This window comes from Sphingomonas sp. LHG3443-2 (assembly GCF_049896405.1).
GTDB lineage: Bacteria > Pseudomonadota > Alphaproteobacteria > Sphingomonadales > Sphingomonadaceae > Sphingomicrobium.
In genome coordinates this window covers 1-7,474 of sequence record NZ_JAFCUG010000002.1, presented here as the reverse complement: position 1 = coordinate 7,474, position 7,474 = coordinate 1, and the positions used below count along the sequence as shown (strand labels likewise).

At 57.8% G+C, this 7,474-nt stretch carries 8 protein-coding genes; 7 read left to right on the top strand and 1 reads right to left on the bottom strand.

Translation table 11 applies throughout. The features are described from left to right. On the top strand, positions 1-588 hold a 588-nt coding region (locus ACP69Z_RS13660), incomplete at its 5' end, for a hypothetical protein (RefSeq protein WP_426268125.1). Between the two features lie 2,004 nt (positions 589-2,592). Beyond that, positions 2,593-3,108 carry a hypothetical protein gene (locus tag ACP69Z_RS13655; RefSeq protein WP_426268124.1) on the top strand — a complete coding sequence of 172 codons (516 nt, stop codon included), beginning with the start codon at positions 2,593-2,595 and terminating at the stop codon, positions 3,106-3,108. Position 3,109: 1 nt separating this feature from the next. On the opposite strand, the gene ACP69Z_RS13650 is transcribed toward ACP69Z_RS13655, so the two are convergent. Beyond that, entirely contained in the window at positions 3,110-4,144 is a 1,035-nt protein-coding gene (locus ACP69Z_RS13650) for a hypothetical protein (protein ID WP_426268123.1), read from the bottom strand. 156 nt (positions 4,145-4,300) lie between these two features. Here ACP69Z_RS13650 and ACP69Z_RS13645 point away from each other — a divergent pair, with 156 nt between their 5' ends. From ACP69Z_RS13645 to ACP69Z_RS13625, 5 genes are read left to right on the top strand one after another with little or no spacing between them, the layout of a single operon-like run. Beyond that, positions 4,301-4,990 carry a recombinase family protein gene (locus ACP69Z_RS13645; protein ID WP_426268122.1) on the top strand — a complete coding sequence of 230 codons (690 nt, stop codon included), beginning with the start codon at positions 4,301-4,303 and terminating at the stop codon, positions 4,988-4,990. Beyond that, positions 4,987-5,352 carry a hypothetical protein gene (locus ACP69Z_RS13640; RefSeq protein WP_426268121.1) on the top strand — a complete coding sequence of 122 codons (366 nt, stop codon included), beginning with the start codon at positions 4,987-4,989 and terminating at the stop codon, positions 5,350-5,352. Before ACP69Z_RS13645 ends, ACP69Z_RS13640 begins: the two co-directional genes overlap by 4 nt. Beyond that, complete coding sequence (locus tag ACP69Z_RS13635; protein ID WP_426268120.1) at positions 5,349-5,726, top strand: Rap1a/Tai family immunity protein; 378 nt, start codon at positions 5,349-5,351, stop codon at positions 5,724-5,726. Before ACP69Z_RS13640 ends, ACP69Z_RS13635 begins: the two co-directional genes overlap by 4 nt. After that, positions 5,727-6,653, top strand: coding sequence for a replication protein RepA (locus ACP69Z_RS13630; protein WP_426268119.1), 927 nt, complete (start codon positions 5,727-5,729; stop codon positions 6,651-6,653). It abuts the gene before it with no gap. 11 nt (positions 6,654-6,664) lie between these two features. Beyond that, positions 6,665-7,006, top strand: coding sequence for a hypothetical protein (locus tag ACP69Z_RS13625; protein WP_426268118.1), 342 nt, complete (start codon positions 6,665-6,667; stop codon positions 7,004-7,006). Positions 7,007-7,474 lie beyond the last annotated feature (468 nt).

Sequence of the window (7,474 nt, the reverse complement as noted above, 5' to 3'; positions counted from 1 at the left end):
AATAATTGGGCCGCGCTGGGTCACGCCGAGCGACTGGGCCTACGCCCTAACACAAGCCTCGACATTCACTTCCACAGAGCCGGTCTCAGCGATCCTCTCAGAAACGCGGGCGCGTCACTAAAGGCCTTCCTGAAGTCTGCGCGACAATGGATCGAGCGCAAGGGCGGGCAGACCGTCATCATATGGGTGCTAGAGAATCGAGCGGGTTTCCGAGGCGAGGGCATTCACGCTCACGTTCTGATGCACGTCCCGCCTGAGCTCCTGAACCGATGGCACCAGTTACGGCGCACCTGGGCGCGTAAAGCTGGGATGGAGCCCAACACCGCGGGCGGCACCAATTTCACTGCCTTGCCTACCCTCGCAAACGCGAAAGGAAAGCTTCGCTACATGAGCAAGGACCTAGACCCGCAGCACTGGCCCGTCTTTGCAGCCTGTCCTCGCTATCATGTAGATGGCTGCCCTCCTTCACTCGACGACCGTGACAAGCCGAGCAACGCGCCAATCTATGGGCTGAAAACTGGCGTCAGCCGCAACGTCGGGCCCAAGGCACGTTCTTCCTACCAGCAGGCCCAGGCGGAGAAGGCATAATGGCTTGGCAGGGGAAAGGGTGGAACGGCAGACCTTCGCTAAAGCCGTTTTTCCTGCCCTCAGGGCGCAAGGGGCGTGTTCGCGGGTGTCGGGGAGCGGAAACACTCAACCGTGCGCTGGTGGGCCTTACAGGCGGCTTTACGACAGCATTTAATAGCAGAGGCGCGTCTGTTTGGCTTTTGTCACGCGCCAATAAACAAATGGCGGATATTCGAAGTCTCCTGATGATTGCGGAAAATCTGGCGAGGCGGGGGCCCGGGCAACTGCACTGTGGCCTACCGGGACACCGGGGGAGGATCGCACCTCGCACAAACCGTAACATGGTGGGGAGCTGATATGGGCGGGTTCGGTTCGGGACGTCATGGCGGCAAGCCTACGGTCGAGGATGGGCTGACAATCGACTTAGGGTTGATGCTTCGCCGCAGCTGGGCAAAGGCTGGGACAGCGGGCGCTGGCACCCTGCATTGGTCGAGCAGAGGCGAGCGCATCGCTATCATCTCCCACCGCTATGACCTGACCGACAGCGGCACCCCGCACCTGACCCTAAGCTATACCCGGACCCGGCGGGACGGCTCCAAGGAACCGGTGGAGCAGCGTATCGCCCTGACCTGGACGAGGCCCACCTATGGCGGGCGGCGATGGTGGATGACTTGCCCATACAGCGGTAGGCGCGTTGCCAAGCTGCACCTTCCCCCAGGCGGTGATAGATTTGCATCACGGTGCGCGTGGCGTCTGCCCTACCAGTCGCAGCGTTCAGCCCACTGGGACCGTTCCTTTGACCGCCTGTTCCGCCTTCAACGTAAGCTAGGCTCCCCGGAAGGCTGGGAAGCAGGGTTGCGGCGGCCAAAGGGCATGTGGCAGCGGACCTATGAGCGGCACCTTGAACGCTATTGGCAGCTAGACGAGCAATGCGCGGCAGAAATGGCGGGCGTCATCCTTCGCCTAGGCCGGTGAGCTGCTTCACTAAACTAGTGAGATGTAGTGAAAGCCGAATAGCCAAAAGGAGCGGCGATGAACACGATTAGAACCCTACTAATTGCGGGTGCGCTTGCTGCACCAGCCTACTCTCAAGGGGTCACTCAGGAGTGGACCAGAGTAGGGCCGCCAGGCACGCTGACCTGGATCGACCTGAAATCCCGCAATTGGATCGCCTTTGGACCGCAAGTGGTCATCAAGGCTCGAACCGTGCTGTCAGTGCTTGGATCCAGTGGAACGAAGCAGCTCGACCGAACGGCGTTAGTGAACTGTGCTGAGGGAACCCTAGCTTGGTTAGATACTCGGGGCTTTAGTCCGGACGGGAAGCCTACATTCCAGCAGTCGGAGAAAGGCATCCCGCAACCCGTTGGTCAGTCGAGTCTGAACGCTAATCTGGTCCGCTCCGCGTGTGCACCCCCTCCGATTATCACCATCGCCAAGTAACTTTGCTTTGAGGCGCAAATCCAAAAACCACATTGAGATTGAGCATCTCTGCATAGCGTGCCGACACGTTGAGGAGATGATGGCTGCGGGTCTCACCGAGAACATGGCTATTCGGAGCCTAGAGCTTCTAGCAGATGTCTACGCAAAGCTCCGGTCGGGCGGCTCAGCCTCGCCGCACCATGTAAGCCAGTATGAGCTCTGGTCATTAAAGGCCCGCGCAGCGCAACAGGCGGCTCCGGACCTGCGCCCTAAAGATTACCTTCGCGTAGAACACGGCACGCCTCGACGGGCGTTTGCGAGGATGGTTCTTGATTTAAGCCAAGCAGGGAAACTCGACGAAGTTTCGATGGATGATCTGGTCCGGCGACACTGGAAGATTGCGGTCCTTACCCTCCAGGAGGATCAAGCACTCAACAGGATTGCCCGCTCACGAGCCTTTTCAACACCAGACGAGCGCTGGGCAGCCGCAGGGATACAGTTCGAGCATCCCTCTACCCCCGAAGTAGAGAGGCCGTAACGACAGAGGGGATTGCGTTACCCTACGCCTGTCCGGCATTGTTGCCCCTGTTGCTAGGGGAACAGGGCATGGCTGACGACACAATCCGGCTGACCTATCGTGAGCTTGCCGATCGTCTGGGCTTGTCCCTCGACGCAGCTAAAATGAAGGCGCGCAGAGCAGCTAAAGCAGGGCAGTGGAGGCTTGTCCCAGGCAACTACCCCAACGCCCCGGTCACTGTTGAACTGCCAACGGCAGCCATAACGCCAGCGGCTACGCACCCCCCGCAACAAAGACCGGAACAATCCCCTGCGACACCGGGGGGTAACAGGGGTGACGATAGGGATACGCGGCTGCTTGCCGCGCTATCTGAAGCCGTCGGTCTACTGCGCCCCGCTCACGACCAGATCGAACGGCTCACGGCTCAGCTCATGGAGGCTAAAGACGCTCACGCCAGAGACAGGGCGGAGCTAGTAGCGGCTGAGATGCGGGAGATGGGCACCAAGGCTGAACTTGAGAGGGCCCTCAGAGACATATCTCAGCTTAAGACCCAACTTTCCGGAGGAAAGGCAAAGCCTTTCTGGCGGCGTTGGACAGAGGTCTAGCTCAGAACGGTACAGGGGCAGTCACCCGCGCACCTGGGCTGCCGATAACTTTATAGAGCTCCATCAGGTCCATCTCGCTTCGGGTATATGCCTTGAGAGCGTCCTTATGCCTGTTCCAGAGCAGGGCGGAGGGAGCCGTAATGGTCGGAAGATAGTCACTGAAGAACTTTGATGTGCGTTTGTCAGGCTGTTCTGTCGCTCTGACGTCAGAAAATCCTAATAGCGTTTTATCTTTTACCTTATCCGTAATCTCATCATGCCCGACAGGGTAGTACTGGTAGAATGTCTCGTGAAACATGATTCCAGCTGGCTTAAACAAGTTCTCTCTTGTTGTGTAATGTATTCTGCGAGCAACCATGAGTGGAAGTGAACCAAGCTCAAGAGCCTTAACAATTAGCTCAGAGATTAGATTGCTGTGGGGGTAAATCCACTCACGATAGTTTTTACACTCTATACACAGGGCTCCGTCGTCGTAACCGAACTGAAGAAAATCAGCTTCCTTCTGTGTAGAGAAGGGGCCAATCGCCTTTGGCGGCTGTATCTTCTTGTAGCGACCGTGCTTGTCTTTCGGCTCATCTAGTAGAAAGTGCCCTTGGTAAACATATTTACCTTGCTTGGCTTGCTGGGCCGCTAGACACTTTTCAGTGATCACCTCTAGGGCATCGCCGATGAGGTTGCTGAAGTTACCTAGTGTAGACTGATAGAGGGGAGCCAGCGTCTCCAAACGCTCATCGATTTCAGCTCCAGATGTCAGACGATTGGCATACCAGGGGTGCTTACCGGTGACCTCACTTAGAACTGTTTTGAGGCGATTAAGCTCTAGTAGATCCATGATCGCGAGCCCGACTAGGTGCGGGTCGACACGCATGCCAACAGGCCCTTGGTCGGAGATTTTCTGCTCAAGAGTTTTCTGATGAGCGACGCGTTCACGATCCAAGACGGACTGGATGCGGTTTTTGGCGATAGAGATACGCTTAAGCGCGTCGGCGCTACGTGCTTCGGGCCTTGAAAGCAGCTTCTCGGAGAAGTTGGCCAAATAACTCAACCACTTAGTGTTTCTATATATAACTAAGAATATGCTCGGGTCGTCTGGGCCCAGCATATCGGGTCCGCTCCTGCCTACCAGTCAACTTTTTAGGTTGTTAACAAGCTAAACGTGCGTATAGTCTGAAACAGCAAGGAGTTTCGGGCTATGGATCGGGCGGTCGTCTACCTTCGCGTTTCAACCGAACGGCAGGGTCGTTCCGGCCTTGGCCTAGAGGCGCAGCGGGAGATGGTTAGGGTCTTTGCCGAGAGAGAAGGCTTGGAGCTGCTAGGCGAGTTCGTCGAGGTCGAGACGGCCAAAGGGGCCGACGCACTCGACCGTCGTCCCGAACTAGCTGCGGCGCTGGCACTGGCTCGCAAGGAGAAATGCCCTGTCATTGTCGCCAAGCTGGATCGCCTATCGCGGGACGTTCATTTCATCAGCGGGCTTATGGCCCAGCGCATCCCGTTCATTGTCGCAGAGTTGGGCGCGGACGCGGACAGCTTCATGCTCCACCTTTACGCGGCGCTGGCCGAGAAGGAGCGGAAGCTGATTTCCGAGCGGACCAAGGCAGCGCTAGCGGCAAAGAAGGCGCAAGGCGTGAAGCTGGGCAACCGGACCAATCTGGCGGAAGCTCGTGCCAAGGCGGTCGCCTCTACCAAGGCTACAGCAGACGCATTCGCCTTGAACGTTCTCCCCGTCATCGAACAGGTGCGACAGCAAGGTGTCACCAGCTACAACGGCATCGCGGAAGCCCTGAACGTTCGGGGCGTTCGGACGGCGCGGGGCGGAACATGGCAAGCAAATACCGTGCGCAAAATCATCCTTCGCGCCCCCCATTTGAAGGTCGCAGCATGAGGTATTTGGTTCTCTTCCTTGCCGCCCTGATTGCCTTTCGGCTGACCTTTCCGCCCGAAGAGGGTTTGGCCTTGTGGTTCAGTTATGGAGTAGTCGGGTTCCAAGCCCTTCTCTTCTCAGGGGTGGCTTGGTTTTTTGCTCGCCGCAGCAAGGACAATGAAGGGTGGATCATAGCTGGGGGATGGATGCTTCTGGCCATCGCCCTGGTCCGCTACGGAAATAGCTATCAGGCTGCCAAAGGAAGCGGGCTTTCAAGCGACCAGGCAACGAGCGCATCGCTCTCCGGTTGGATTTGGCTCTTGGCGCTAATTGGGATCGCAGCAATCATCTATGCGAAGTGGCATAGGAGAAGGGCGGCATGAGAGCCGTGCTAATCGCCGTTGCCATTGCAGGGGGTTTGTCACTCCCAAGCCCAGCTGCGGCAATCCCCAAAACCGGTGCGGACATTCTGACTTACTGCCCAAGGAGCGCGGACGAACCCAGCAAGGACAAACTGATAGGCTGGTTCGACTGCATCAGTTTCGCGAATGGCTTCGTTGAAGGCCTTAAACTTGCGGGTCAGAAGCCTGGAAAACCAGTGGCCTGTTTTCCGGAAAATGTATCGGTGTTGCAGCTGCTGGTTATCGCCAATAAGTTTGTAGGCGACCATCCTGAACTGATGCACCGAAGAGCCTCTGACCTCATGGCAATATCATGGGTCGCGGCATTTCCATGTGCGCCAACAAAGCGACAGTGAGTGAAGGACAATCCCACAACACTGTTCGACGCGCTCCCCCGCAACGTCATTGAATTGGCGAAGGAAGCCGACCGAGCCATAAAGGCTGGCAAGCCCGATTATCTCCCCGCTGTTCTCTGCCAAGTTGGCTTGCCACGCAGCCCAACACCTGGACGCACCTTTGAACGCACCAGCGGCAACGTGTCGCTACAGGTGGAGGCGGGCAAGGCATGGGACGGGCGAGCATGGCAGGAAATGCCTCTGCCCTATGGCGTTCGCCCCCGGCTGGCGTTGGTCCATATATCGACCGAGGCAATCCGAACGCGAAGCCGAACGGTTGATGTAGGTGGGAGCGTCAATGCCTTCCTGACCGAACTGGGCTTGGACAATGGCGGCAAAGCTTACCGGCAAATGCGGCAGCAAATGACCGCGCTTGCCGTCTGCACCTTGCGCTTGGGCAGGGTGGAAACGCGCACCATCGGTGGGGTGGAACGAGACTTTGCCGTTACCCTAGATGCCAAGCCCTTCCGGCAGTTTGAGGCGTGGATAGATAGCCGCGGCGATCAGCCGACCCTCTGGCCGACCGAGATTGAGCTTAGCCAAGAGTTTTTCGACAGCCTGACCGAAACAGCCGTCCCCTTGGAGCATGGCGCGATTGCCAAGCTGACCCATTCGGCGCTGGCGCTCGACATCTACACTTGGCTGGCGCACCGCCTCCACCGTGTTCGCCGGGGCGGGAGCCGCATATCCTGGGCAGCCCTACAGGAACAGTTTGGAAGCGAATACAGCGACCGAAAGGACTTCAAGCGGGAGATGAAACGGCGCTTGCGGGATGTGCTGGCCGTCTATCCTGATGCACGCGTCGAGGAGGTCGAGGGTGGGTTGATGCTTCGCGCTTCGCCACCGCCTATCCCGCGAAGTCGAGTTGCAAGGATTGCCGTAAAATAGGGGGAACTAGGATGTTCGAACGCAGGTCAGCGCACCGCATTATCTACCCCGCCCTTGCAATGCTTCTAGTCGCGGGCTGCGATAACATCCCCCGAGGCCACACAGACGCAGACATCGAGGACATCGCTACCGATGCAGCGACGGACGCCACCAGCGCGAAGTTCAGTGAGATGGAAGGCCAAATCAACGACCTGGAATCAGAAATTGCCGAGCTAAAGTCGAATGTCGCGGACCTCCAGAGTGAGCTTGCTGGTGCTCGGGCATACAGCAAGTCGCTAGCCGAAACCGCCGATGACAACGCCGAAAAGCTGAACCAGTTTATGTCGGAGTATAGGTCGCACACCCACCAATAGGAGGTCGGACTCCGCCCCCCACCTACATCGGACTGTGCCCCCCCCAATGGTCGGACTGTGCCCCCCCCCATCTACCGTTAGATTCCCCGATAGAATCTCCTTTAGCGAAAGCGGGTGTGGATAACTGGGCAGCATCCCATTCCACGCGAGCGACAAAAAATGCTACACTCCAGCTCAAAGTTGCCGGGTTGTTCTGCGACTCTGTGAGAGGAGGAGCTGCTTGGATCAGTCGGAACGAATGGAGACCCCTCTCTATATGAGTAAGGGCGGCCCAGCTCTACTCTCCAAGCCTCGTAGACAGCGTTGGTCCCATCTTCCCCGTCGGCATCTCACGCTCAAGCAGGTTGAAAATAATTGGGCCGCGCTGGGTCACGCCGAGCGACTGGGCCTACGCCCTAACACAAGCCTCGACATTCACTTCCACAGAGCCGGTCTCAGCGATCCTCTCAGAAACGCGGGCGCGTCACT

Bases quoted from the DNA above. Each gene is read 5' to 3' on its own strand.
- ACP69Z_RS13655 (WP_426268124.1), top strand. From the start codon at position 2,593: ATGGCTGACGACACAATCCGGCTGACCTATCGTGAGCTTGCCGATCGT.
- ACP69Z_RS13645 (WP_426268122.1), top strand. From the start codon at position 4,301: ATGGATCGGGCGGTCGTCTACCTTCGCGTTTCAACCGAACGGCAGGGT.
- ACP69Z_RS13640 (WP_426268121.1), top strand. From the start codon at position 4,987: ATGAGGTATTTGGTTCTCTTCCTTGCCGCCCTGATTGCCTTTCGGCTG.
- ACP69Z_RS13635 (WP_426268120.1), top strand. From the start codon at position 5,349: ATGAGAGCCGTGCTAATCGCCGTTGCCATTGCAGGGGGTTTGTCACTC.
- ACP69Z_RS13625 (WP_426268118.1), top strand. From the start codon at position 6,665: ATGTTCGAACGCAGGTCAGCGCACCGCATTATCTACCCCGCCCTTGCA.